We start from the raw sequence: 25604 nt of genomic DNA, 5'->3' as shown, positions 1-25604 counted from the left end.
GGACTTGAAGGCCAACAGGCCCGTAAGTCTTCCCGTGAAGGTAAGAGGAAACTCACCATGAAACTTCTGAACGTTCTGTTTATGACCGCAATGGCTATCACCAGCAGCAGCGTATTTGCCGAAGGTGGCGCTGAACGCTCTCAGGAATACTTGAAGCAATTCAAACTGAGCCAGGCGCAAGTGCATGGCAGTGCCAGCGGCGCGGATGTCCAGTCGACAGCTGAAGCCGGTTCGCAAGACCTGCAAAAACAGGTCACGAAGTCGGAAGGATAAGCCAAGGTTTTACAGTGTGGCCATTCACCTTTAGAAGCTCCTTGCTCCTTTGGAAGAGGTGAATCTTTAGCGTCCTTCGGGACGCTTTTTTTTGTTGTTTTGATCTGTGGTGAAACGTTGCCCGTGAACGCCGACCTCTGTAGGCGCGAGCCCGCTCGCGATGAACTCAAGAACTACGCAGTTACTCAGAACATACGCGTAATCGTTAACGTCCATCGCGAGCGGGCTCGCTCCTACTGAACAGCCTTACGCGACTGCCAGGATTAACCACCGCGTGTACGACACTCCCCGGCGACGTTGTAGCGCAGGGTGTTGAGCTCACCACTGGAATCTTCATAGGTCATCTGCGCCGGTACGACGCCGCACGACTTGATCGGTGGCGTGACACTCACCACGTTCACCACATCCAGTTGCATGCCGTATGCATACTCGCGGACTTGCGGCGGGTTCTTGCCTTGTTTCGCGGCATAGTTTTCCATGGCGACGCGGTTGTTCTGCATCATCTTTTCAAAGGCTTTATCGCCACCACTTTCTGCCATGGCTGACGCAGACACTAGCAGGGCGCCGGTTAAGGTTAGGAACTTGATCGGTTTCATGGTTAAACCCTCATGTAAGTACAGCCTGAAGCCTATCAACCACAGCCTTTCGTCGAGGTGGCGCCAGGGTTACAGATTCGTCATGCGCGTAATGGGTCAATAAAAAACCCGCCACCGATAACCGGGGCGGGTGGTTTGTTTCGGCTGGGTTAGTGGTCGGACTCTGTTAGGGGTTTGCCGGGTTCCTCTTCATCCCGTCGGTGGGCCCAGTGATACAGCGCTGGCAGTATCAGCAACGTCAGGGCCGTGGAAGATAGGATGCCGCCGATCACCACGGTCGCCAGCGGTCGCTGCACTTCAGCGCCGGTGCCGGTGGCCAGTGCCATGGGGATGAAGCCCAGGGATGCGACCAGGGCGGTCATCAGCACCGGCCGCAGGCGGGTCAAGGCGCCTTCGTTGACTGCCACGCTGAGTGAACGTCCTTCCTCGCGCAGGTTGCGGATGAAGGCGATCATCACCAGCCCGTTGAGCACCGCCACCCCCGACAGTGCAATGAAGCCGACGCCGGCCGAGATCGACAGCGGGATATCCCGCAACCACAGCGCCATCACGCCGCCGGTCAGGGCGAACGGGATCCCGGTGAACACCAGCAGGCCGTCCTTGAGGTTGTTGAACATCATGAACAGCAGGGCGAACACCAGCAGCAAGGCCACGGGTACCACGACCTGCAAGCGCTTGGCCGCCGATTGCAGTTGTTCGAACTGTCCACCCCAACTGATCCAGTAGCCGGCGGGGATGGGCACGTCCTGCTCGATCTGCGCGCCGGCCTGCTGGACAAAGGAGCCGATGTCGCGCCCGCGCACGTTGGCGCTGACGATCACCAGGCGTTTTCCGTTTTCGCGACTGACCTGGTTCGGCCCCGGCGCCAGGTCGAGGCTGGCGACTTCCGACAGGGCAATGAAACCGATCTGGTCGGCACTGCCATTGGGCAAGGCCGGCACCGGAATCAGCAACTTCGACAGGCCCTCGACGTCCTGGCGCATGGCGTCGGAAAGACGCACCACCATGTCGAAACGGCGGTCACCTTCATACAGGGTGCCGGCCGACCGTCCGCCAACGGCGACGGCGATGGTGTCCTGCACATCGCCGACGTTCAGCCCGTAGCGTGCGGCCTTGTCGCGGTCGATGTCGATGGTCAGCACCGGCAGGCCCGTGGTCTGTTCCACCTTGACCTCGGAGGCACCCTCGACCTTCTGCATCGATGCCGCAATTTTCGCCGCGGTGCTGTTCAGCACGGCCATGTCGTCGCCGAAGACCTTCACCGCCACATCGCTGCGCACCCCGGAAATCAGCTCGTTGAAACGCAACTGGATTGGCTGAGACAGCTCGTAGTTGCTTCCCGGCACTTGCTCGATCACCCGCTGGATATCGGCAATCAACGCCTCGCGGGACTTGCTCGGGTCAGGCCACTGGTCTTTCGGCTTGAGCATCACGTAACTGTCGGAGATGTTCGGCGGCATCGGGTCCGAGGCAATCTCGGCTGTGCCAGTGCGGGCGAACATGCGTTGAACCTCGGGGACTTTTTCCAGGACCCGTTGCTCAAGGCGCTGCTGCATGTCAACTGATTGCGTCAGGCTGGTGCCCGGCACTCGCAGGGCCTGCAGGGCGAAGTCGCCTTCGCTGAGGCTGGGCACAAACTCGCTGCCCATGCGGCTGGCGACCACGCCGCAGACACCGATCACCCCGAGGGCCAGGGCAAACGCCAGCGCGCGGTGGCGCATGACCCAGTCCAGTGCCGGCGCATAGGCCCGCCGCGCACCGCGCATCACCAGGTTTTCCTCTTCCTTGACCTTGCCGGTGACGAACATCGCGATAGCGGCCGGCACGAAGGTCACCGACAGCAGCATGGCGCCCAGCAGGGCGATCACCACGGTGAAGGCCATCGGGTGGAACATTTTGCCCTCGACCCCGGTGAGGGCAAAGATCGGCAGGTACACCACCATGATGATCAACTGGCCGTAGATCAACGGTCGACGGGCTTCCCTGGCCGCGGCGAACACTTCATGCATGCGCTCGGAGCGGCTGAGCATGCGGCCGTGGTGTTGCTGGGCGTGGGCCAGGCGGCGGATGGCGTTTTCGACGATTACCACGGCACCGTCGACAATGATGCCGAAGTCCAGTGCGCCAAGGCTCATCAGGTTGGCACTGACCTTGTTGGTGAACATGCCGGTGAAGGTGAAGAGCATGGCCAGTGGAATCACCATGGCGGTGATCAGTGCCGCGCGGATGTTGCCCAGGAACAGGAACAGCACGGCGATCACTAGGATCGCGCCCTCGATGAGGTTTTTCTTCACCGTGGCGATGGCCTTGTCCACCAGCGTAGTACGGTCGTAGACGGTGACCGCGACCACGCCCTTGGGCAGCGTGCGGTTGATCTGTTGCAGCTTGTCGGCCACGGCCTGGGAGACGCTGCGGCTGTTTTCGCCGATCAGCATGAACACTGTGCCCAGCACCACCTCACGGCCGTTCTCGGTGGCGGCGCCGGTGCGCAGTTCGCGGCCGATGTCGACGCTGGCGACGTTGCGGATCCGGATTGGCGTGCCGTCGACGTTGGCCATCACGATATTGGCGATGTCCTCGATGCTCGCCACCTGGCCGGGCGCGCGAATCAGCAGTTGCTCGCCACTGCGCTCGATGTAACCGGCGCCGACGTTGGCGTTGTTGCGTTCCAGCGCGGTCACCAGGTCGGTGAGGGTCAGCTTGTAGGCGGCCAGGCGTTTGGGGTCCGGCGCGATCTGGTACTCCTTGGCAAAGCCGCCGATGGTGTTGATCTCGGCGACGCCGGGGACGTTGCGCAGTTGCGGCTTGATGATCCAGTCCTGGATCACCCGCAGGTCGGTGGGCGTGTAGGCGGTGCCGTCCTCCTTGAGCGCACCGTCCTCGGCTTCCACCGTCCACAGGAAAATCTCCCCCAGGCCCGTGGAGATCGGCCCCATCATCGGGTCCGCGCCGTCGGGCAGGTGCTCCCTGGCCACCTGCAGCCGTTCGTTGACCAGTTGCCGGGCGAAGAACAGGTCCGTGCCCTCCTTGAAAATCACCGTGACTTGCGAAAGCCCGGAGCGCGACAGCGAGCGCGTCTGCTCCAGGGCCGGCAAGCCGGCCATCGCGGTCTCGATGGGGAAGGTGATGCGCTGTTCGGTTTCCAGCGGTGAAAAGCCAGCGGCCGTGGTGTTGATCTGTACCTGGACGTTGGTGATGTCCGGTACCGCGTCGATCGGCAGTTTCTGGTAGCTGGCGATACCCAGGCCAGCCATGAGCAGCACCGCGAGCAGCACGATAATGCGCTGCTCGATGGCGAATTGGATCAGGCGTTCGAACATAGAGACCTTCTTGTGCCAGTGGCGGATCAGTGAGCGTGCTCGGCCGAAGCCTTGCCCAGTTCTGACTTGAGGACGAAGCTGCCGGTCGTGGCGACGAGCACCCCGGCCTGCAGTCCCTGGGTGATTTCAACCTGGCCGGCGGCGCGACTGCCGAGCACCACCGGTTGTGCCTGGAAGCCGTCTTCGGTGCGCACGAACACCGTGGGTTTGTCCTCCACGGTCTGGATCGCGGCTTCCGGTACCGCGACCCTGGCCTGGCGGGTGTCGGTGCTCACCCGGACGTTGACGAACAGGCCCGGCCGCCAGGCGCCCTGGGGGTTTTCCAGGGTGACCCGGACCGTGGCGGTGCGGGTTTGCTCCCCCAGCAGGCTGCCGACGTAAGACACGGTGCCGGTCACTTCGGCCTTGAGTTCCGGGGCATTGACCGTGACCGACTTGCCCACTAGCACGCTGTTCAAATCCTTGGGCGACACGCCAAAGGTCACCCAGACCCGCGACAGGTCGGAGAGGGTCAATACGCTGGTGGTGTCGTTGACCACTTCGCCCAGAGTCAGGTGTTTTTCCACTACTACGCCATCGAACGGCGCCCGCAGCTCATAACGGTTACCGCCCTGGGCGGTGGTACTGCCGCTCAGGGCGCTGATTTTCTGCCGGGCGTTGTTCAGGGCGATTTCGGCTTCCTGCAGGGCCTGACGCGCCAGCAGGACGTCCTGCTCGGCGGAGATCCTGTCCTGCCACAGCTGGCGTTCACGCTCATAGGTGGTACGCGCCAGTTCCACTCGACGCTGGGCCGCGGCCTGTTCGCTGCGTTGCTCGGAGACCTGTTGGCTGGCAATCACCGCCAGCAGCTGACCTTTTTTCACCGACTGCCCGAGGTTGACCAGTACTTGCTCGACCACGCCGGTGGCACGGGGCACCACGTGTGCGGTGCGGTCTTCGTCGAAACGGACTTCACCGGGGAAAGGCAATGCCAGGCCGATGGCCTGCGCCCGGGCTTCGGCCAACTGGATGCCGGCGGCCTTGATCTGTTCATCGCTGAGCGCCAGGTGACCTTCGCCCTCGGGCTCTTCTTCATCGTGGGCACCGGTGGGCTCTGCAGCGCCCTGGTCGGCCTGGGCCTGCTCGTTGGTGGCGGGGGGCTGAGCCTTGCCCGCCAGCAATGAACCCAGGCCGACGCCGGCCATCAGGGTCAACGCGATGGCCAGGAAAATTTTTTTGTCCATGCAAACTCCTTGCACCCTGGCGTCAAGCGGGCATGGCTCGACTGCGCGGGTGAGAAAAAACGTCGGTTGAAAAGGATTCAGGGGGTGAGGGCGCGGGTATCGCCGTAGATGCGTTCGATGCGTACCCAGGCGTCGGTGGAGTCGGCCATGGCCTGGATGTACTGGCTACGCGCACTGATCAGCGTGCGCTGGGCGTCGAGTACATCGAGGAAGTTGAACTTGCCCATTTCAAAGCCACGGGTGGCGGTGTCGACGGCACTTTGCGCGGCCGGCAGGATCACCTGGTTGAAGGCCTTCACTTCGGTGCTGGCGGTGGCCCATTGGTCAAGGCTGGACTGGATTTCGCTACGCAGGCGCAGCTCGGCGGCGTTGCGCAGGTCCTGCGCCTGGTCGGCCCGTCGGGCGGCGGCCAGGACGTTGCCCTGATTGCGGTCGAACAAGGGAATGGGCATGGACAGGCCGACGACATTGACCCGCTCGCGGTCGGTTTCGCTGTACTGGCTACCCACGCTCACCGTCAGGTCAGGGATGCGCCGGGCTCTTTCCAGATCCAGCGCGGCTTCTTTCTCAGTGATTTGCAACCGTGCCAGACGCATCTCGGCGGTCTCGGCGAGGCGACCCAGCAACAGCGGGGAAGGCGGAATGGCAGGCGGCGGGGTGGCCGGAGCCTCGACGCGGGAAAAACCGGCCTGTGGCGCCCCCGTGACTTGCGCCAGTTGTTGAAAGGCGTTGGCCTGGTCCCGTTCGGCACGCCGCAGTTCAAGGCGCACCTCTGACAATTGCACCTGCGCGCGGGTCGCTTCGACGGGCGACGATTTTCCCGCGTTGATTTGCCCTTGGGCAACACTCAAGCCACGCTCGGCCAATTGCAGGGATTGTTGCGTCAGTTGCAGGCGTTGCTGTGCGGTGAACGAGCCATAGAAGGCGGCGATCACATCGGCTCGCAAGCCGTTGCGTTTGCGCTCAAGGTCCACATTGACCGCATCCTGCGCGCGGCTGGCGACTTCGATTCGGGCACCGCGTTTGCCGCCCAGTTCCAGGGGCTGGCTGAGCATCATGGTGGTGGTGCGGGATTCGCGCCGGGTGTCCTCGGCTTCCCAGGACAGTTCCGGGTTGGGGATCAGCCCGGCCTGTTGGCGTTCACCCTGGGCGATACCCACGGCCCACTGCGCGGCCGCCAGCTCTGGGTTGTTGGCGAAGGCACTGTCGAGTGCCTGATCCAGGGTCAGCGTCGGTCCTTGCGCGACGGCAGGCAACGAAGTACCAAGGAGCATCGCGGTGATGAGCAGAACACCGGGAAGGGATATTAATTTGCTGACCCTGGGGGGGTGGATGACCGCACTGTACCCATGCACTTTAGTCTTTCCTTCAAAGCGAAAATTGATTGGCGTGAATGTAGTAGTCGGCACTTATCAGCAAGGTGACTGGATAATTACAAATACGTTATCCGCGGGTTGTCGGTCATTTTTTGCATTAGGATATGAAGTGTCAGGCGGTGGCGCTTGAAGGATGTGCAACATGACGAAACAAAAACTCCAAGGTTATCCGCTGAAGTGCCCTTGCTAGTTTGTTTTATTCATGCGGAAACCGGTCCATTTCAGCAATCGGCCGCGGCATTTCGTCGCAAAATTGCTTTCTGGCCTTCTGGCACGGGGCTTTTCGTTGACCCTGAAGTCACTTCAGGCTTTACCGTGGCAGGCCTGTTGCGTAGGAAAACCACCCTCTATGTCGTCGTGCAAATCGCTGTTATTCGATCAGGAAGTTCAATAATTAACGTGCTTTAATTTTCTGAAGTTATCCAATCGTTACTTGTTTAAGGGTAAATATTTATGCGAATCCTTGTGGTCGAGGATGAACTAAAAACCGCCGAGTACTTGCATCAAGGTCTGAGTGAAAGTGGTTATGTCGTGGATTGTGCCTCGACCGGTCCGGATGGACTTCACCTGGCCCGGCAACAGGCCTATGACCTGGTGATACTGGACGTGAATTTGCCTGAGATCGATGGCTGGGGCGTGCTGGAACTGATCCGCAAGAGTGGCAACACCCGGGTGATGATGTTGACCGCCAGGGGACGTCTGGCCGACAAGGTCAGGGGGCTGGACCTGGGGGCGGATGACTATCTGGTCAAGCCATTCGAGTTTCCCGAGTTGCTGGCTCGGGTGCGTACCTTGTTGCGCCGCAGCGAGCAGATGCCGGTGCCACAGGTACTGAAAGTAGCGGACCTCGAACTGGATCAAGGTCGGCACCGGGCCTATCGCGGCGAACAACGCATCGACCTGACCACCAAGGAGTTCGCGTTGCTGCACCTGTTGATGCGCCAGTCCGGCGAGGTGCTGTCGCGCACCCAGATCATTTCCCTGGTGTGGGACATGAACTTTGATTGCGACACCAACGTGGTCGAAGTCTCGATCCGGCGCTTGCGGGCAAAAATCGACGACCCGTTCGACAGCAAGCTGATTCACACCTTGCGCGGCGTCGGCTATGTGCTGGAGGCCAGGGAATGAAGCCGGCCAGCCTGTCGATGCGGTTGGGGCTGACGGTGAGCGTCCTGGGTGCGGTGCTGGTGGTGTTGCTGGCGGTGCTGGCGTTTGTGGCGCTGACCCATGAACTCGACTCGATGGCGAAAAACAGCCTCGAGAAAAAGATGCAGCAACTCGAGCACAGTCTGGCGATGGGCATGACCGCCAGCGATATCGCGCTCAAGCCGCACTCGCTGCTGGACCAGGTGATGGGCCATGACAACCTGAACCTGACGATCCTCGACAAGAACAACCCGACCACGCCGCTGCTCAGTGTCGGCAGCGAACCGCCAACCCCGGCGCTCGCCCGGCGCAAAGCCGCCACCGCGAGCCTGGACCGGGTCTCGTATTTCAGTCGCTCGGACGGCGAGGGCCGGCACTTCCTCACCGCGACCCAACTGATGGCGTTGAAGAATGGCGACTCGGTGCCGGTGCTGTTGTCAATCGATCGCTCCAATGACGAAGCGCTGCTCAGCGCCTACCTCAGTTCGACCCTGATTGCCTTGCCATTGCTGCTGATCCTGATCGGCCTCAGTGCGTGGGCGATTGTCCAGCGGGGGCTTGCGCCCCTGCGCGAGTTTCGCAAGGTGGCGGCGATGGTATCTGCCCAGGACTTGAGCCATCGCCTGTCAGAAGTCAACATGCCACAGGAGCTCAGCGAACTGGCCCATGGCATCAATTTCATGCTGCACCGGCTCGACAGCGGCGTGCAGCAGTTGTCGCAGTTCTCCGATGACCTGGCCCACGAACTGCGCACGCCGATCACCAACCTGATGGGCAAGGCCCAGGTGACGTTGTCGCGGGAGCGGCCGAGCAGCGAGTACAAGGCGGTACTGGAGTCGTGTACGGAGGAGTTGGGGCGGGTCAACCGGATCGTCTCCGACATGCTATTCCTGGCCCAGGTCAGCCATCCGGCGGCCCTGGTGCCGTTTGAACGGATTACCCTGGAAGACGAAGCGCTGAAGGTCGTGGACCTGTTCTCCCTGATGGCCGAAGAAAAACGCATCAGCCTGCGTGTGTCGGGCGCCGGGCATACCCTGGGAGATCGGCTGATGATCCAGCGCGCGATGTCCAACCTGTTGTCCAATGCTATCCGCCACTGCCCGGCGGGCAACGAGGTGTCCATCGTCATCGAGTCCCATGCCGAGCAGGTCTCGGTGCTGGTGGGCAACCCCGGCGCCGGCATTGCAGCGCAGCATTTGCCGCACCTGTTCGAGCGCTTCTACCGGGTCGAACACAGCCGCTCGCGTACTGAAGGCGGCACTGGCCTGGGGCTGGCGATCGTGCGCTCGATCATGAGCCTGCACCAGGGCCTGGCCCAGGTGCAGAGCCTGCCGGGGAGTGTGACGGTGTTTCGCCTGGTGTTTCCCAATGGTGACATCAGCACCTGAGGGCTTCACTGCCACACTTCAAGCTGGATCGCTTGTGAGTTGTTGAAGTACATGATCCTTACGTCGTTGGCAAAGCAGTACAACTGCCCCGATGCCGGGGCGACCCACCCCGTCGGCCAACGCAGGCCGTCGCCGATGACAAAAAAGCTGTCGGTGTCTTTTTCAATCGAGCCTATGAGGGTGAACCAGGTCGCCCCCTCGGATTTGCAACGCAGCATGGGGTGGGCGAAGGCGAGCGATGGGGCGTCTTCGCCGCTGGCGCTGTGGGGGGTGTGCCAGTCGAACCACTGCCCGGATGCACGGAAGAAATAGCGTTCTCCCGCGTGCAGTTGCACAGAAGGTTTGAACCATGGATCGCCTGCTGGCACGGGGCCGCGATAGAGGCATTCTTGTGCGCCCAAGGGGGCAATGATTGTGTCTGGCATGGTCTCTCTCCTTGGCTGGTGGATTCAGTAATCGAGGTTGATCACTGGTCGCGGCAACTTCACGTCGGGTGCCAGGTCGAGGATGATCGACACAACCCGGGTCATGAGGTTGATGTTGTTGTCGAAGCCGCCGTGGGAGGTGTCGGGCTTCCTGGTCGCACCTGAGCTGTCGTCCATTTTCGGATCGTTGACGATGTGCAAGGTCTTTGCGATCCGTCTCATGGGTGGGCGCACTGAATAGCGAACCCCACGCCCCGAACGCTTACGACGACGCAAGGGCCTCTACGGATGCAACAATCGTAGACGACATCGGATCGCCGGGCACGCCGGCCGGACATGACGTCGTGAAGAAAATTTCATGTCTACGCGCGAGTTCACAATGGCCGCCGCAAACTAAAAGTACGCTTTCATGTGTGTTGCAAGAGGCACTGATGAAGGCGGTGGCCGGGATGTGTTAAATCCGCTGGTTGATGTTGCGTGAGTGAGGCGGCAGGAATGTATCTGTCATGTAAATGTTGGGAAGTTTGACTTCTAAACAGGTGAATCATAACTGTCGATTGACCGTTGTTTCATAGTGGTCAAGTAGGTATGCGGTTATAGCCTTCAGCTATTTTTATTATTCGATAAGATTTTTAATGGATTTATACCTTTGCGAGTGCTTGAGCTATTGTCAGTTCAAGTTGTTAACGATTGTTCGGGAGTCTACGTCGAGCGCTTAGACAGATGTTTGCAGTGTGCATGTAGGGTGTTTTGTTGATGGGTGCATTGAGTGCAGGTATTTACTGGGTCAAGCGAGGTGCTTAAATACTTCCTGGATTTTAGTTGGGCTTACGCACGTGATGTTTGAGCGGCGTTCAATCTTGAGGCGCGCGCCGGGAGTCTAATGTTGAGTGCTCGTCCATTGTTCCTGGAATGGCTTTCGCTCATCCACGTCTTCAAGGAACGAGAATATGACGACTGACGATACGTCCGCGCAGAGCAAAATCGGTGAAGTGGATCTCCAGGCCCTGTATCAAACCCGGCGCGAAAAACTCCCCGAGGACGTTCAAAAGACCTTGTCGGCACGACCCTGGGGCCTGGCGTTGTCAGGCGGCGGAATCCGTAGCGCTACCTTCTGTTTTGGATTGATCAAGGCGCTGGCGGAGAAGGAGTTGCTGCATCGTTTCGACTTGATGTCGACCGTCTCCGGTGGTGGCTACATCGGTTCGACCATCGGCAAGCTTTTTCACAACGAAGGGCAGTCCGGCGCTCCGGACCCTATGAGGCTGGAGCGAGAGCTGGGTCAGGCTCAGACGCGCTGGTTCGCGGTTTGGCTGCGTGCCAACGGACGCTACCTGATCCCCAGAGGCCTGAAGGATATTCTGTTCGCCGCTGCAAACTTCGGTCGAAATCTGTTGGGCGTGCATGTTGAACTTGCGTTTCTTGCCTTCATCCTTGGCGGCTTTCTTGTCAGCCTGGATCTGGCGGTCTGGCAGTGGGTTGATTGCCTGGCACCCGGTGGCGGTTGCGCTCCCATGCCATGGCTGGACATGGGTTTGATCGGTTTTTTTTCCGACTGGCCGACAATTTGGCTAGGGTTGGTTCCCGTCGCCTGGATCGGTGCGATTCTTTCTTGTACGTATTGGGCGCTGCCCACTCGCAAAGGACAGCGCTTAGGTGCGCAGCGCTTGCTGACGGCGCTGATGGCCAGTGCGGGTATCGTGATTTTACTGCGTCATTCCACGGATTTTCTGAGCAACGTCATACCACTTTGGACGGGCACTCTGGAGCTTCCCGGTGGGTTGGTCGTTTTGGCGTTGGCACTGATGGTCGCCTGGGTGCTGGGCATCCTCATTGCGATGTGCCTGAGCATCAAGTCCGAGAAAGACCCGGACCGCACCCGCAATGGCCTGACTCAAGCGCTGGCTGTTGCATTGAAGGTCGCCCTGGCATTCGTTGTGCTCGGCATGGTCGATTATCTGGCCTGGTCGCTGACCAACTCGAACACCACATCGCAAGGCCAGTTAGGAGGCATGCTCGCCCTGATCGCCATCGCGTTGCGGGCCGCCATGCCGATGATTGCCGATCTGCCAAAAAGTCTGGTCCCGGGCACCCGGCGTGTGGTCATGGAGGTGATCAATGTGTTGGGGGTTGCCCTGGCAGGTGCATTGCTGGTGTTCTGGATCAGCGTATTGCACCGGGCAACCACCAGTGTGCTGTTTGACTCTTCCCTGGGGGCGTTGCATTTTTCGTTTGCGTGGCAATACCTGGCCTGGCTGACCATTCCCCCGCTGTTGATGGTGTTGGTTTCGGCAGCCAACCGCGACTTTCTCAACCGCTCTTCACTCTATTCATTTTATCGTGCCCGTTTGATCCGCAGCTATCTGGGTGCCGCCAACCCCAACAGATTTCAAGCGGCAACGCCTTCGCCCATGTCCTGTGTCGCACCTGCCAATAGCCAGACACTGCCGTTGCGGGTCACGCAGGTGGATGATGGCGATGACTTGACCATGGTTGCCTATCAGCCCCATAAAGGCGGCGGACCGGTGCACCTGATCAATGTGTGCGTCAACCAGACCGAAGACCCGATGGGGGGACTGTTCAATCAGGACAGAAAAGGCTCGCTACTGACCGTTGGCCCTGGTGGTTGTCTGTTACACGGTAGTGATACCTGGCATCCAGGGAGCCAGGCACAGTCCTTGAGCCTGGGGGCGTGGGTAGCGATTTCCGGTGCTGCCGTTGCTCCCGGGCTCGGCAAGTCGACCCGTTCCGGTATCGCGGCCTTGTTGATGATGTCCGGCATCCGTTTGGGTTACTGGTGGGACAGTCATGGCATGGGTGGCCAGCCTTCGGCAAAGCGAATTGGCAAGTATGGCCAGCTGTTGAGCGAGTTGCGTGGACGTTTCGATGGTGATCGTCGTCAGGACTGGTTTCTCAGTGACGGTGGGCACTTCGAGAACACGGCGGCTTATGCGTTGTTACGTGAAGAATGCGAAGTCATCGTGGTGGCTGACTGTGGTGCCGATCCACGTTACGCCTTCGGTGATCTGGAAAATCTAGTGCGCAAGGCGCGTATCGATTTACAGGCCGAGATAACTTTTTTGCGTCCCCGGCAGCCGGATCGGGATTTGCCTGCGGTATTTGGCTCGCTCAATGAGCTGGCATCGCCGGACAGTGAGGCGTGCCTGGCTTTGGCACGAGTCGATTATCGCCGCTCCGGGCGCTCCGGCTACATGATTATCGTCAAGCCAAACATGAGTAACGGTGCACCGGTTGATCTGGTCAACTTCAAATCCGACAACCCGCTGTTCCCCCAAGAACCGACCACGGATCAGTCCTTCAGTGAGGCGCAATGGGAGAGTTATTTCCAGCTCGGGCAAACCCTGGGACGCAATCTCGATCTGGAGCAATTGCAGGATATGCGAGCCTTTGCCAAGAACTATTTCGTCAATGACGACGGCGCCATCCTGATCAAGGAAAGCGACGGCGCCATGGTGCTGCGTTTTTCCTCAAAACGACTCTCATCGCGGATAGCTTCTACAGGTGCCGTGTCGGCATCCATCAGCCTGGGGGCCATTACCTCTATCGGATTGGCTGGCTGGCAGGCGATCAACTCCGAGCTCACTCACCGAGTGGACCAGCAGAAGATTGAGCCTGGTGCACTCAAGGAACTTACCGATATTTTTGGCAAGCTACCGCCGCTCGGCAGGCAATCGGCCCCTTCGAGCAATGATCCGCTAGGAGAAATGGCGACGGCCTTGTTACGCGTTGGTGACAAGGCGTGTACAGCCTACAACCTCGACGCGTTTCGGCACTCTGCACTGATGAAACTGATGGTTAGTCGAACCAAGGAGGCGTGCAGGCAGTCAGTATCTGCGCATCCCTCCTGCGCAGTGCTGCTGGATGACTTCTCGCTATCGGCGTGCTTGCAAGATGAGCCAAGGGGCAAGTGCGAGCCGCAGTACTGGATTCGTGATTATTCGTCTGTAACTTTGATATCAGCGAACTGTTGGGCGCCTGCGCGTGACTATGTTGATCAGGGTGAATTTGAACTGGCGTCATCTGCACCTGCACCTGCACCTGCACCTGCACCGATGCCGATGCCGGAACTGGAATCGTCAGCGCCTGATGAGGTCACGATTCAGGAGCACAATACTGCATCGGTTGAAGCCACTCCGGTCGAGGACACCACAGATATTTGCAAGGGCCAGACGGTCTACCTGCAAATCCATGGCCCTGAGCTTCGGGATTTCGCCAGGACGCTGCGTGGGCCTTGGCGAAGCTTCGGTGCGTCGGTGCCACCGGTGGAGGATGTGGTGGACAGCGCACGACGGGCAAACCGGCGTGCCCCGACACCTTACCCGAGCCCTATCGTGATCTACCACAATGCAGCGTCAAAGGGCTGTGCCGAAAAACTCATCTCCATCGAAGCAGCAAAATCCTGGGGTATCGCGCCCTTGGCTGATGGTCTGAAGGGCCAGAAAGGTGTCATCGAGGTCTGGCTGCCGCCCTCGACCAAGGTCCCCCTTGATAAGGCGTTTTAGCGGAATCCACACAGTCGGTTCACGGTTGAAAGGAGCTCACAATGCGTATCGCACTGCTGTTGATAATGGGACTGCTCACCGCTTGTTCATCGCCACCTCAGTATTTGAGTGATCGCGGTCTGGGAACCGAGAAGGTGAGAGTGAGTGCCACCAAAACTTCGCTTGACGACATACTGATTGGCAAGGCCAGGGCTGCGAATTGCCAAGGCATCGACCAACTCGACCCCAATGCAGCGAATGATGGCTATTTCAAGGTGCAAGCGCGCTGGAGCCTGCTCAACTGCATCCACAGCAATGGAAAACCAAGAAAACTGGTGGTGCTGCTCGACGGTACGGCCAATGACAAGGATGACAGCACCAACATCTGGCAGATGTACAACATGGCACTGATTCGCTCACTGGCCGATACCGGGCAGGGCGGCGAACCGGTCATTGCCTACTATGACAAAGGGGTGGGAACCAGCCCTGTGACACCCATCAGCGGTGCGGCGTTTGGCAATGGAGTCAGTATCAACATTCGGCAAGCCTATCGATTCCTGGTGGAGGCTTATCAGCCCGGGGATCAGATCTATCTCTTCGGTTTCAGCCGAGGGGCGTTTACCGCTCGCTCGCTCAACGGCTTTATTGAATTCGCCGGCCTGGCGAAGTTCGATACCCTCAAGGCAAACGGGTTGGACGCTACGCCACTGTTTGGCTGGGCTGGGCATATGCACAACGTGGTCAAGGACATGTATGACCTCTATCACGTCAAGAACACTGGGAACCCAAGGTTCTACCAGGATCTGAGAGCCACGCTCCACGCGTATCGTAAATCCCACGGTATTGATGCCTATGGTATTGACGCCGACGGCAATGAAATTCCCGGAAAGCAAGTGGTGGTGAAGGTCATCGGAGTATTCGACACGGTGCCAGCGGTGGGATGGGGGCTGGACGAAGATCCCGATGGTCATCGTCTGGAGCTTTATGCAGATGCCGGTTATCAGGCCATGTCCCTTGATGAGCAACGAGAGGCCTTCCGCTTGCTCAGGTTCGGCGTCCCGCAAACCCAGGGTCAGACACTGGAGGAGGTGTGGTTTGCCGGGGTGCATGCGGATGTCGGGGGCGGTTACCTGAACAAGCAAAACCTTGCGGGCTGTGGAAAGAGTCCCTACGGCGAGAACCCTGAAGGGGCCGTCGGGCTTGAGAGTATTCCTCTGCGCTGGATGCTGGAAAAGCTCAAGAGCGAGCAGTTGTTTCCTGACGATCCCTGGCCTCCCGCGTGTATTGGCGCGCATCTGCATGACGAGTACTTCGATGCCCCATCGGCACTTTCCTGGCTCTACAAAAATGCCGGGTTATTTCGTCGCAAGCCAGTAGAAATGGATCGTGTTCATATCAGCGTCTACCAGCGGATGGACATCGGCAAACTGGAGGATCCCCATCAAGCGCGTGAGCCTGGTGGCCGTTATCAACCCGTGAATATCGGTCATGAGCCTTTGAATGTGTTCAGGACGGCCGGTGCTGACGAGTCCGGGAAGAAGCTCCCGGTGAGTGCGGTTCAGTGATTGTCGTCAGGCGTGTGTCATGAAACCTGGGCTGCTGTTGCTCGCGTTGCTGGTGACAGTCGGTTCCTGTACCCAAACCCCGCAAGAGCAGGGGCTTGCCGTTTGGCGCGGGCCGGATATCAGCGAGCCGAAGATCCAGTTTCTCGGCGTCGGTGGCTGGTTGTTGCACTGGCGCGGGGAGGGGGTGCTGATGGCGCCGTCCTTCAGCAATCCTGCGTGGTTGGGGATACCTGGTATTCCGCCGCTCTGGGTCGAGGCGGACAAAGCGCGGATTGATCACCTGATGCCAGCCGCCAAGAACGTCAGCATGGTGTTGGTGGGGCACGGGCACTATGACCATTTGCTGGATGTGCCGTGGGTCATGCAAAACTACACACCCAACGCTCAGGTGTACGGGTCGAGGTCGGTGGCGCATATGTTGCGGGCGATGGTGCCAGCGTCCAGGGTGGTCAGCGCCGAGTGGGCGATGGCCAGGGTCGATCCGGCTCAAGGTCCGCGAGCGTCTTCACGCCCCGGTGAGTGGATCACATCGTTGGGTAAAAACATCCGGGTCATGCCTATCGAGAATCGGCACGCCCCACAAGTCGCCGGTCATCTGGTGGCCCCCGGCAGCTATGACTACGACCTGACCAGCACCCCGTCCTTTATGTTGAGCTGGAGACTGGGGCAGTCGATGGCCTGGTTGATCGACCTGCTGGACGAACACGGCAAACCGGTTCATCGCCTTCACTACCAAGACTCTGCAGCCCCTGCGCCTTACGGGTTTCCACCCGCGTTAGCAGACGGCAAGGGCATAGATGTCGAGATTCTTTGCGTGGGGTCGTGGAGTGAAGTGGATGGTTACCCGTTGCGACTGTTGCAGTTGACCCAACCTCGGATGGTATTGCTTGGTCACTGGGAGAACTTCTTTGGTAATGACCCGGCCAGCCGGCGGCAGACAATGATTCCGTTGCTCAACGGCAAGCCGATGGAGCGGATAGTGCGATTGACGGTTGGCCCCGACGTGCCGGTATTGCTGCCCGCCCCCTTTGCTTTTATTGCGTTGCCTCCCGCGCAATAAAAGCAAGGAGGAGCGCCTAGAACCTCAGTGTCACCCCGGTCGTCAGCCACTGATCGCGGTCCTGGGTCAGGTCGCGTCCGACCACTAAATCCAGATCCAGGCGTTCGCCAATGTGCAACCGCGGCCCCGCCTGCCACGCCTGTTGGCCGCCCCTCTGGCCGAAGCGCTCGGCGATCAGGGTCAGGGCGTCGGCCAGGTCGTATTCCACACCTGTGCCCCAGGTCCAGCGGTGGTTCTGCTCACCTTCGTCATAGGCATGGGCCCAGCCGGCGTTGAGGTTCAGGCGCAGGGTCTGGATCGGTGTGTAGGTCAGGGGCAGGCTCAGGTCGGCGCCGTCGAAGGCGTGCGCCCGGTTGATGGCCACGTGGGCGTTGGCGGCCAGGGCCAGTTGCAGTCCGAGGTCTTCGCGGTCGAGCAATTGCGCCTTGAGTTGCGGGCTGACTTGGGTTTCGCCATCCCCATCGTCACGGCCGTGCTCGATGGCGGCGCCCAGTTGAATCCCGGGAAGTCCCTTGAAGGTGCAGGCCTGAGACAGCACCAGATTGTGGGTGGAATGGTTGTGTCGGCCGCTTTGGTTCCACAGGTCGACGTTGCATTCGCCGGGAGCATTGATGGCACCGTCGTCGACCACGTAGGCACCGCCGGCGGCGTTGGCTTTGGAAATCAGTGACAGGCCGGCAATGGCTGTCAGGGTCATACCGACGAACATCAGATTGCGCCGCAGCATGCGGCGCTTGGCAGGCGGCAGATCGTGGGTGAATGAGTGAGTACGGCGATGGGAAGGGTGCTTTGGCATGTTGACCTCTGCGTGATGCATTCGAGGAGGGAGGCAGTGCGCGGGCGCGCGGGTGCCTCCTTGATTCAGGGAGTGAACGGGGTCAGCTCCGTTCGTTGATCGACAGGGTCTTAATGCCGGCTGCATTGGCCTGGGCCAGCAATGCCTGGGTGTCTTCACCGCCGGGTAGGGCGATGACGGTGTCCGGTCGGCTGTCGTTGAGCATGAAGGTGTTGCGCAGGCGTTCGGCCTGCTTGCCGTGCAACTGCCAGTTGGGGGGATAGCGCACGATGTCGACGCCCTGTTCCCGGGCCCAGTCTTCGACCTCGCCGCCCAGCAGCGGATGGCCACCGTGAACCAGCACGCTGATCTTGTGCAGGCGCTGGAAGGCGTTGAGGACCTGGCGGCAGGTTTGGCGATCGGCGTAGTGACGCCCGGCGCACATCAGTACACGCATGGCGCTTGATCCTGTTTCATGTGGTTGCTCCATGAAAGTGCCCTGGGTCATGGGCCGCGAGGCGGCCCATGACGTATCGGTGGCGGGGTTCAGGCACTCAGTACCATTGCTTGAAGCGGCGGATGTACAGGGTCTTCATCAACTGCGCGACCACGCAGTAGCTGAGCAGGGTGCCCACCAGCCACGGGAAGTACGACCATGGCAGCGGTTGCAGGCCGACCAGCGTGCCCAGCGGCGAGAACGGAATGTAGATGCCCAGCACCATCACCAATCCGGTCATCAGGATCACCGGCAACGCGGCGGTGCTCTGGAAGAACGGAATCTTTTGCGTGCGCAGCATGTGCACCACCAGGGTTTGCGAGAGCAACCCTTCGATGAACCAGCCAGACTGGAACAGGGTCTGCATTTCCACGCTGTTGGCGGCGAACACGTACCACATCAGGGCAAAGGTGGTGATGTCGAAGATCGACGAGGTCGGCCCGATCCACAGCATGAAGCGCCCGATGTTCTTGGCGTCCCACTTGCGCGGTTTGCTCAGGTACTCCTTGTCCATCTTGTCCCAGGGCAGTGCCAGCTGAGAGATGTCGTACATCAGGTTTTGCAGCAGCAGGTGGATCGCCAGCATCGGCAGGAACGGAATGAAGGCACTGGCCACCAGCACCGAAAACACGTTGCCGAAGTTCGAGCTGGCGGTCATGTTCAGGTACTTCATGATGTTGCCGAAGGTCTCGCGGCCTTTGAGGACGCCTTCTTCGAGCACCATCAGGCTCTTTTCCAGCAGGATGATGTCCGCCGACTCCTTGGCGATGTCGGTGCCGCTGTCGACCGAGATCCCCACGTCGGCGTCCCGCAGGGCCGGGGCGTCGTTGATCCCGTCGCCGAGAAAACCGACGGTGTGACCGTTCGATTGCAAGGCCTTGAGCACCCGGGATTTCTGCAACGGCGTGAGTTTGGCGAATACCGTGCGCTCTTCGACCCGGCGCTTGAGGGTCGCTTCGTCCATGCGTTCGATGTCCTGCCCAAGCAGGGGCGTGCCGGGCTCCAGCCCGACTTCGCGGCAGATCTTGCAGGTCACCACGGCGTTGTCGCCGGTCAGCACCTTGACGGTTACGCCCATGTCACGCAGTGCGGCAATCGCCGGCCCGGCGGTTTCCTTCGGCGGATCGAGGAAGGTCAGGAAGCCACGGATCACCAACTCCCGCTCATCGCTGGTGGTGTACTGGTGTTTACTCTGGGCCTTGGGGATCTTGCGGGTGGCCAGCAGCAGTACGCGGAAACCGTCTTCGTTGTATTCGCAAGCCTTGTTCAGCAACTCGACGCGTCGCTGTGGGTCCAGGTGAACGACCACGCCGTCCTCCTGGATGTGGCTGGCGATGTTCAGCATCTCCTCGACCGCGCCCTTGCAGATCAACAGGTGATCGTCGCGGCTGTCCTTGACGATGATCGACAGGCGCCGGCGAATGAAGTCGAACGGCAGTTCATCGACCTTGCTGTAGGCGAACGGCGGCTGGAACTTCGGGTTGCGTTCGGCGAACTGCACCACCGCCTGGTCCATCAGGTTTTTCATGCCGCTCTGGTGATGGCTGTTGAGCCAGGCCAGTTCGAGGATCGAGTCATCACGCTGTCCGTCGACGTTGATGTGATGCTCGAGGATGATCTTGTCCTGGGTCAGGGTGCCGGTCTTGTCGGTGCACAGTACGTCCATCGAACCGAAGTTCTGGATCGCATTGAGGCGCTTGACCACCACCTTGCGCTTGGCCATCGCCACCGCACCCTTGGCCAGGTTGGCGCTGACGATCATTGGCAGCATTTCCGGGGTCAGTCCGACGGCGACCGCCAGGGCGAACATGAAGGCTTCGCTCCAGTCGCCCTTGGTGAAGCCATTGATCAACAGCACCACCGGCACCATCACCAGCATGAAGCGGATCAGCAGCCAGCTGACGCTGTTCACCCCCCGGTCGAAGGCGGTTTGCACCCGCGAGCCGACGATGGCCTTGGCCAGCGAACCGAAGTAGGTGCGCGGGCCCGTGGCGACGACTACCGCCCGGGCGGTGCCGCTGACCACGTTGGTGCCCATGAAGCAGATGTTGGGCAAGTCCAGCAGGTTGGCCTGGTCGGCCGCGGCCGCGGTGGCGGAAGCGGATTTCTGGGCGACGTTGCCCAGGGTGTCGTACTTTTCAACCGGCAAGGCTTCACCGGTCAGGACCGCCTGGCTGATGAACAGGTCCCGGGATTCGATCAGCCGGACATCGGCTGGGATCATGTCGCCGGCAGACAACTGGATGATGTCGCCCGCTACCAATTCACGCATCGGCACTTCGCGCAGCACCGACTTGCTGCCCACCTGCTCGCGGCGCAGCACGGTGGCGGTGGTGCGCACCATGGATTTGAGGGCCTCGGCGGACTTGCCGGAGCGGTACTCCTGCCAGAAGCGCATCAGGCCGCTGGCCAGGACCATGACCAGGACGATGATGACCCCGGTGAGGTCGGTTTCCTCGCCTTCCTGCAGGGGCAGCCAGAAGTCGGTGATGAAACTGATGAGGGTCAGTGTCATCAGTACGTAGATGAAGGGGTTGTTGAAGGCCTTGAGCACTTGCACCAGGGCGTGGGGCGGCTTGTCGTGGGCGACCTCGTTGAAGCCTTCGCGTTGCAGCCGGCCTTCGGCGTCGAGTTCGGTCAGGCCGGCGGGGGTGGTCTTGACGTTGGCGAAGGTCACCGCCAGGCCGTTCTGTGCTTCACGGGCAGCGCGCATCGACAGCCGGGTGTCGTCGGCTGTGGCGCCCTGGGTGGTTTTTTTCGGGGTTTTTACGGTGGTCATAGCGTGTGCTCCTGCCGCAGGCTTGCGGCACGACACACCGACAACTCAACTAATGAAAGACGAGCGAAAGTATGTCGAGCCGCCCATAAGCGATCGATTCAGGGAGTTATGTTTCTTGTGCTTTAACGTTCGCTGCATACCGAACAACAACGGGTATGCAGCGAACCGTCTACTGGCTTCGTCCATGCTGGTGTCCACTGTTTTTTATGTTTAAGCAGGCAACAGAAAGTTGCCGAATTCCTGAATAAGGAAAACGCCGGTTAAAGAGTCGAGAGAACTTTCAGGTCAACTGAAAGTGCGCACGCCGAAGTTCAGGCCGAGTACGAGGCCGATCTGCTGCAACAGGTGCGCGAAGCACCGGTTCGGTGGTTCCTGGCTTTCGTCCAGGCGCCAGCGTTGCTGGAGTTGCCCGCTCAGGGGGCAGACGCGCCAATGGGCACGCAGATGATGCTGCATGCGCGAAGGAGGGGAGGACAAGGTGGCGCGGGTCATGGTTGCTTGCGCGTGGCAGCGCTTGGCGCGCGTCGCGTTGGCGAAGGCGCGGACACCGGGCATTACCGTGGATGTGAAGTTCATAACATGCCTCGCGACCGGACTGGCGCCGGGGAGGCAAGTTACGGCGGAGCATCAAGCTCTAGCGCAGCTTACCCGACCGAGGTGTCGAGTCCCGTCAATATTTGGGTTAAGTGCCCGGCTCTGTGCATTCGCATCAGCCAGGCAGCATCTAGATACTGTGTCCATTGGATTCTTTTGTGAGTTGAAAAAAGGCCGGATTAACCGGCCCGCGCAATTTACGCAGGCGACTTAATGAAGTCAACCTTGGAAGTCATATTATTCAGGTGTCAGACAGGTGAGAGTTGGATAGGTGCAAGTGGGGGGTATTAAGAACAGTCGATATATAACGATGTTGTTCCAGCCGGTGCCCATGAAAGTATCGCGGACTATCATGGGCTCGGGTGGCTTCTTCTGTCAGTCTGCCTAGGCAGTCAGGACTCTTTACCCTTGAGCAGCGCGTAAATGGCCATGGAGTGTCCATGGCCCAGGTCGAAGTCGGATTTGAGCCATTCAATGATCTGGCCGGCCTTGACACCGGCTTTCAATTTGCCGTCTTCGGCGAAGCCCTTTTCGTTTGCCAATTGTTTGAGGTCGGCCGGCGATTTGCCGGTCTTGGCCTGGATGTTGTCCAGATAGGCTTGGAAGGACATGACGTGGCAGCTCCTGGTTGCACGATGGAGGTAGTCGTGGACGCGTTCTACGGCTCTGGCGCTCGGGAAAGGTTAGCGGGTTGTATCCGTCTCTCAAGTCGCCAGGGCGCTATCTGAGGAGCTATCTAAAAATTCAATACTATGCGGCTTCAATTTGTGTCAGTTTTGTTGCGCCTTCTGCAGTGCAGGGCGAGTGATAGGACGATCTCGCGAAGGGCTCGCCGTGGTCTATCGGAATCGATTATTTGAAACAAGGATGTGAACAATGTCACAGGCAAAAGCAAAAGAAAAAGTGATGGCCACCTCGGGCCAGGTCAGTTCGGCCTACAGCCAGGTCGATGCCTTCAGCCATTTGTATGATCGTGGCGGCTCGGAACTGATCAACGGGAAACCGTCGTTCACTGCCGACCAGGCGGCCGATTCGATCCTGCGCAAAAACATGTCCTGGCACGACAAGGACGGTAATGGCAAGGTCGAACTGAGCTTCAGTTTCATGACCTCCGCGCCGTCCAATTACGACTCGAGATTGGGGGATTTCAGCGAGTTCAGCGCTCAGCAGAAAGCCCAGGCAGTACTCGCACTGCAATCCTGGTCGGACGTGGCCAACGTGACGTTCACGCAAGGTGTAGCGAGTGGTGATGGTCACCTGAGTTTCGGCAACTACAACGTCAGCACGGGTGGCGCTGCCTTCGCGTATCTCCCTTCGGGCAGCAGTTACGACGGTCAGTCGTGGTACCTGATCAATGATCGGTATCAGGTCAACAAAACCCCGGACCATGGCAACTATGGCCGGCAGACCCTGACCCATGAAATCGGCCACAGCCTGGGCCTGTCCCATCCAGGCGTCTACAACGCGGGTAACGGTAACCCGACCTATAACGACGCCACTTACGCGCAAGACACACGCGGCTACAGCCTGATGAGTTACTGGAGCGAGAGCAACACCAACCAGGACTTCAGCAAGGACGGCAGCGGTGCCTATGCCTCGGCGCCGTTGATGGATGACATCGTCGCCGTGCAAAAGCTCTACGGGGCCAACCTGGATACCCGTGCCGATAACACCGTGTATGGTTTTAATTCCAACGCCGATCGCGACTTCTACAGCGCTACGTCGGCGGCCTCCAAAGTGGTGTTCTCGGTGTGGGATGGCGGTGGCAACGACACACTGGACTTCTCCGGGTTCACCCAGAATCAGAAGATCAACCTCAACCAGGGCTCGTTCTCCGATGTTGGTGGCCTGGTGGGCAACGTTTCGATCGCCCATGGCGTGACAGTGGAAGCCGCTATCGGTGGTTCAGGAAATGATCTGTTGATCGGCAACGCGGTGGCCAACCTGCTGGAAGGCGGTGCCGGTAACGACATTCTCTACGGCGGTGGTGGTGGCGATACCTTGTGGGGGGGCGCGGGGGCGGACACCTTTGTGTTTGGTGCTGCCAGCGATACTCACTACAGTGCACCGGACTGGATCATGGACTTCACCAGCGGCCAGGACAAGATCGACCTGTCGGGCCTCGCGCCGTTCGCATCAGGTGGTGCAATGCTGAACTTCGTCAGCGGCTTCACCGGCCATGCCGGTGATGCGGTCCTGACTTACTTCGCTGAAACCAACCAGACGAGTCTGTATGTCGACCTTGACGGCATGGGTGTGGCGGGCTTTGCCGTGGGTACGGTGGGCCAGGCCGCGATGACGGACATCGTGGCGTAAGCCTCAATGCAAGAGAGCGACTGACGTCGCTCTCTTGAAAGGAAGGTCCGTCCATGGCCAACGTGGACGGACCTTTTTTATTGGGTCAGTTCTTGTTCAGATCCACATCCTTGGTTTCACGCAGGCACAACAGACCCACCACCAGGCTGACCCCGGTAATCAGCACCGGGTACCACAGCCCGTAGAAAATATCCCCGGTGTACACCACCAGTGCGAACGACACGGTCGGCAGGAAGCCGCCGAACCAGCCATTGCCGATGTGATAGGGCAGGGACATCGAGGTGTAGCGGATGCGGGTTGGGAACAGTTCGACCATCAGCGCCGCCAGCGGCCCGTAGCACATGGCCGAGATGATGATCAGGGCCACGATCAGGGCGACGATCATCGGTTTGTTGATCAGCTGGGTGTCGGCCGTCTGTGGATAGCCGGCCAGGGTCACGGCACCGCGCAGGGCGGCTTCGTCGTAACCGTCGATTTTCACTTCGCCGATGCTCACCTGCACGTTGCTGCCGGCCGGTGCGGCTTCGCTGTTGTAGGGCAGGCCCTGTTTGACCAGAAAGGTCTTGACCTTGTCGCAGGGGCTGTCAAAGCGTGCCTTGCCCACCGGGTCGAACTGGAAGGTGCAGGTTGCCGGGTCGGCCAGCACGGTGATCGGTGCCTGCTGGCTGGCGCGGTCGATCGCCGGGTTGGCGTAGTGGGCCAGGGTCTTGAAGATCGGGAAGTACAGCACGGTGGCCAGTAGCAGGCCGAGCATCAGGATCGGCTTACGGCCGACCCGATCCGATAACCAGCCGAAGAACACGAAGAACGGCGCGCCGATCACCACGCTGACGATCAGCAAGGTATTGGCCAGGGCAGGGTCCATTTTCAGGAACTGGGTGAGGAAGAACAGCACGTAGAACTGGGCGGCATAGAAGGTCACCGCTTGCCCGGCGTTGATGCTGAACAGGGCGATCAGGACGACCTTGAGGTTTTCCCAGTTGCCGAAGGATTCGCGGATCGGTGCCTTGCAGGACTTGCCTTCCTCCTTCATTTTCAGGAACGCCGGCGACTCGTGCAGGCTCAGGCGGATCCAGGTGGAAATACCCAGCAGCACGATCGACAGCAGGAACGGAATGCGCCAGCCCCAGACTTCGAACTGGTCACCGGTGAAGTAACGGCAGCCGAGTACTACCAGCAGCGACAGCAGCAGTCCGAGGGTGGCGGTGGACTGAATCCAGCTGGTGTGGAAACCGCGCTTGCCCATGGGCGCGTGCTCGGCGACGTAGGTCGCGGCCCCGCCGTATTCGCCACCCAGCGCCAGGCCCTGGAGCATGCGCAGCACCACCAGGATGATCGGCGCGGCAATCCCGATGCTGGCGTAGTTGGGCAGCAGGCCGACGCAGAAGGTCGCCACCCCCATCAGGACGATGGTCGCCAGGAAGGTGTACTTGCGCCCGATCATGTCTCCCAGGCGGCCGAACACCAGGGCGCCGAAGGGGCGCACGATGAAACCGGCGGCGAAGGCCATCAGGGCGAAGATAAAGGCCGTGGTGTCGTTGACCCCGGCAAAGAACTGTTTGCTGATCACCGCCGCGAGGGCGCCGTAGAGGAAGAAGTCGTACCACTCGAAGACCGTCCCCAGGGACGAGGCGAAAATGACTTTCTGCGTATCCTTGCTGGTGCCGGCGCTGAGCGTTCCGGCGACAGCTTGAGCCTGTTCTGACATATCGGTTTCCCTCACAGTGTTTATTTATTGTTGTTCCACTGTCAGCGCCGGCCTTGTGGGCG

General features: G+C 59.9%; 20 protein-coding genes. 8 read left to right on the top strand and 12 right to left on the bottom strand.

From position 1 onward, the window contains the following. Positions 1-57 precede the first annotated feature (57 nt). Entirely contained in the window at positions 58-273 is a 216-nt protein-coding gene (locus CKW07_RS08310; protein WP_095144452.1) for a hypothetical protein, read from the top strand. A gap of 263 nt (positions 274-536) precedes the next feature. Here CKW07_RS08310 and CKW07_RS08305 read toward each other — a convergent pair whose 3' ends face one another. From CKW07_RS08305 to CKW07_RS08290, 4 genes are all read right to left on the bottom strand, one after another. Next, entirely contained in the window at positions 537-869 is a 333-nt protein-coding gene (locus CKW07_RS08305) for a DUF2790 domain-containing protein (RefSeq protein WP_095144451.1), read from the bottom strand. A 149-nt stretch (positions 870-1018) separates the two neighbouring features. Further along, entirely contained in the window at positions 1019-4189 is a 3171-nt protein-coding gene (locus CKW07_RS08300) for a CusA/CzcA family heavy metal efflux RND transporter (protein ID WP_095144450.1), read from the bottom strand. 26 nt (positions 4190-4215) lie between these two features. After that, positions 4216-5412, bottom strand: coding sequence for an efflux RND transporter periplasmic adaptor subunit (locus CKW07_RS08295; protein WP_095144449.1), 1197 nt, complete (start codon positions 5410-5412; stop codon positions 4216-4218). Between the two features lie 77 nt (positions 5413-5489). Next, a complete protein-coding gene (locus tag CKW07_RS08290) occupies positions 5490-6686 on the bottom strand; it encodes a TolC family protein (RefSeq protein WP_141234441.1) in 1197 nt (398 codons plus the stop codon). Between the two features lie 228 nt (positions 6687-6914). On the opposite strand from CKW07_RS08290, the gene CKW07_RS25205 reads away from it, so the two are divergent. Genes CKW07_RS25205 through CKW07_RS08280 form a run of 3 tightly spaced genes read left to right on the top strand, consistent with a single transcriptional unit; the run spans position 6915 to position 9322 of the window. Further along, complete coding sequence (locus tag CKW07_RS25205) at positions 6915-7196, top strand: hypothetical protein (RefSeq protein ID WP_141234439.1); 282 nt, start codon at positions 6915-6917, stop codon at positions 7194-7196. A gap of 45 nt (positions 7197-7241) precedes the next feature. After that, positions 7242-7916, top strand: a complete 675-nt coding sequence (locus tag CKW07_RS08285) for a heavy metal response regulator transcription factor (protein WP_095144448.1) — start codon at positions 7242-7244, stop codon at positions 7914-7916. Further along, positions 7913-9322: a heavy metal sensor histidine kinase gene (locus CKW07_RS08280; protein ID WP_095144447.1), complete on the top strand. Its 1410-nt coding sequence runs from the start codon at positions 7913-7915 to the stop codon at positions 9320-9322. The genes CKW07_RS08285 and CKW07_RS08280 overlap by 4 nt, the downstream gene beginning before the upstream one ends. Positions 9323-9327: 5 nt before the next feature. Here CKW07_RS08280 and CKW07_RS08275 read toward each other — a convergent pair whose 3' ends face one another. Next, complete coding sequence (locus CKW07_RS08275; RefSeq protein ID WP_095144446.1) at positions 9328-9747, bottom strand: hypothetical protein; 420 nt, start codon at positions 9745-9747, stop codon at positions 9328-9330. Between the two features lie 24 nt (positions 9748-9771). Continuing rightward, the gene (locus CKW07_RS08270) at positions 9772-9969 is read right to left on the bottom strand and encodes a hypothetical protein (protein ID WP_095144445.1); all 198 of its coding nucleotides are present in this window, start codon (positions 9967-9969) and stop codon (positions 9772-9774) included. Between the two features lie 902 nt (positions 9970-10871). On the opposite strand from CKW07_RS08270, the gene CKW07_RS08265 reads away from it, so the two are divergent. Genes CKW07_RS08265 through CKW07_RS08255 form a run of 3 tightly spaced genes read left to right on the top strand, consistent with a single transcriptional unit; the run spans position 10872 to position 16874 of the window. Further along, positions 10872-14270, top strand: coding sequence for a hypothetical protein (locus CKW07_RS08265; RefSeq protein ID WP_371850642.1), 3399 nt, complete (start codon positions 10872-10874; stop codon positions 14268-14270). 41 nt (positions 14271-14311) lie between these two features. Then, positions 14312-15814 (top strand): DUF2235 domain-containing protein, encoded by a 1503-nt coding sequence (locus CKW07_RS08260; RefSeq protein ID WP_095144443.1) that lies wholly within the window; start codon positions 14312-14314, stop codon positions 15812-15814. Positions 15815-15833: 19 nt separating this feature from the next. Beyond that, on the top strand, positions 15834-16874 hold the full coding sequence (locus CKW07_RS08255) for an MBL fold metallo-hydrolase (protein ID WP_095144442.1): 1041 nt from the start codon (positions 15834-15836) through the stop codon (positions 16872-16874). 16 nt (positions 16875-16890) lie between these two features. Here the strand turns inward: CKW07_RS08255 and CKW07_RS08250 are convergent, their stop codons facing one another. The 5 genes from CKW07_RS08250 to CKW07_RS08230 all read right to left on the bottom strand — a co-directional run bounded on the left by CKW07_RS08250 (position 16891) and on the right by CKW07_RS08230 (position 22129). Next, positions 16891-17670: a hypothetical protein gene (locus CKW07_RS08250; RefSeq protein WP_095144482.1), complete on the bottom strand. Its 780-nt coding sequence runs from the start codon at positions 17668-17670 to the stop codon at positions 16891-16893. 82 nt (positions 17671-17752) lie between these two features. Continuing rightward, positions 17753-18106 carry a DUF2493 domain-containing protein gene (locus tag CKW07_RS08245; protein ID WP_095144441.1) on the bottom strand — a complete coding sequence of 118 codons (354 nt, stop codon included), beginning with the start codon at positions 18104-18106 and terminating at the stop codon, positions 17753-17755. A 97-nt stretch (positions 18107-18203) separates the two neighbouring features. Next, positions 18204-20924, bottom strand: a complete 2721-nt coding sequence (mgtA, locus tag CKW07_RS08240) for a magnesium-translocating P-type ATPase (RefSeq protein WP_095144440.1) — start codon at positions 20922-20924, stop codon at positions 18204-18206. A 285-nt stretch (positions 20925-21209) separates the two neighbouring features. After that, positions 21210-21500: a hypothetical protein gene (locus tag CKW07_RS08235; RefSeq protein WP_095144439.1), complete on the bottom strand. Its 291-nt coding sequence runs from the start codon at positions 21498-21500 to the stop codon at positions 21210-21212. A gap of 410 nt (positions 21501-21910) precedes the next feature. Beyond that, positions 21911-22129 (bottom strand): DUF4287 domain-containing protein, encoded by a 219-nt coding sequence (locus CKW07_RS08230; protein WP_095079128.1) that lies wholly within the window; start codon positions 22127-22129, stop codon positions 21911-21913. Positions 22130-22394: 265 nt separating this feature from the next. On the opposite strand from CKW07_RS08230, the gene CKW07_RS08225 reads away from it, so the two are divergent. Continuing rightward, the gene (locus CKW07_RS08225) at positions 22395-23834 is read left to right on the top strand and encodes a serralysin family metalloprotease (RefSeq protein WP_095144438.1); all 1440 of its coding nucleotides are present in this window, start codon (positions 22395-22397) and stop codon (positions 23832-23834) included. 85 nt (positions 23835-23919) lie between these two features. Here the strand turns inward: CKW07_RS08225 and CKW07_RS08220 are convergent, their stop codons facing one another. After that, on the bottom strand, positions 23920-25542 hold the full coding sequence (locus CKW07_RS08220; RefSeq protein WP_095144437.1) for an MFS transporter: 1623 nt from the start codon (positions 25540-25542) through the stop codon (positions 23920-23922). Positions 25543-25604: the final 62 nt, after the last annotated feature.

This window comes from Pseudomonas sp. Irchel s3b6 (assembly GCF_900187415.1).
Taxonomy (GTDB): domain Bacteria; phylum Pseudomonadota; class Gammaproteobacteria; order Pseudomonadales; family Pseudomonadaceae; genus Aquipseudomonas.
The sequence above is the reverse complement of the archived record's forward strand: the minus strand, read 5'-3'. Positions and strand labels throughout refer to the sequence as shown.